The sequence below is a fragment of the Streptomyces sp. NPDC005566 genome (genome assembly GCF_040605575.1).
Classification (GTDB): Bacteria; Actinomycetota; Actinomycetes; order Streptomycetales; family Streptomycetaceae; genus Streptomyces.
On record NZ_JBEXDB010000084.1, the window covers coordinates 1 to 1,113 of the forward strand.

The following is a 1,113-nucleotide window of genomic DNA, read 5'->3' on the forward strand; positions in this document are numbered from 1 at the left end:
GGACACCGTCGAGGACCTGGTGTCGGAATGGGCGGGCCGGCTGTCGGTGGCCGCGGTGAACGGACCCTCCTCCACCGTGGTCTCCGGCGACGCCGGAGCCCTCGACGCGCTCCTCGCCGCGTGCGAACGACGGGACATCCGCGCGCGCCGCATCCCGGTGGACTACGCGTCTCATTCACCGCGGATGAAGGAACTGCGGGAGCGGATCCTTGCGGATCTGGCCGGCCTGACCCCTGCTACCGGCACGATTCCGATGATCTCCACGCTGATCGGTGGCCCCGTCAACAGTGATCTTGACGCCGCTTACTGGTTCGACAACCTGTGTTCGACGGTGGAGTTCGAGACCGCGGTCCGGTCCCTGCTGGGGCAGGGCATGCGCACGTTCATCGAGGTCAGCGCCCATCCGGTGTTGACGGTGGGTGTCGAGGAGACGGTCGACGCGGCTGGTGTCGAGGCCGTGGTGCTGGGCACGCTGCGGCGCGGTGAGGGCGGGATGCGCCGCGTCCTGGCTTCCCTCGGTGAGGCATGGGCGGCAGGCGTCGACGTGAACTGGGCTGCCGTACTCACCGGCCGCCACGTGTCCTTGCCGTCGTATGCGTTCCAGCATGAGCGGTATTGGCTGGATGCGCCGTCGTTGCCGGTGGCGGGTGCTGCTGGTGGGGTGGATCCGATCGAGTCCCGGTTCTGGGATGCCGTGGAGCGTGGTGATCTCGACGAACTCGCGGGCACGCTGCAGTTGTCGGAGGCCCCGCAACTGCTGGGGTCGGTGGTTCCGGCGCTGGCGTCGTGGCGCCGGGAGCGACTGCAGCGCTCCGTCATCGACACCTGGCGCTACCAGGTGACGTGGAAGCCCTTGGAGGCCACGCCAGCCGCCACGCTGTCGGGCACCTGGCTGGTGGTGGGGCCAGGAGGCAACGATGTGGCCGGGGCCTTGAGCGGTGCGGGTGCCGGCGTGGTGGGTCTGCCGGTGGACGCGCTGTCGGACCGTGCGGCTGTGGCCGGGCGGCTTGCTGAGGTCGGGGATGTGTGTGGTGTGGTGCTGGTGGCGGGGTCGGCTTCGGCCGGTCTGCCTGCCCGTGGCGGTGTGGTCGCGGACGAACTCACATGCGTGAC

1 protein-coding gene is annotated in these 1,113 nt (G+C 69.7%); it reads left to right on the forward strand.

The features are described from left to right. Positions 1-1,113 (forward strand): acyltransferase domain-containing protein (locus ABZS61_RS34865; RefSeq protein ID WP_356430563.1); only part of this gene is annotated, 1,113 nt, incomplete at both ends.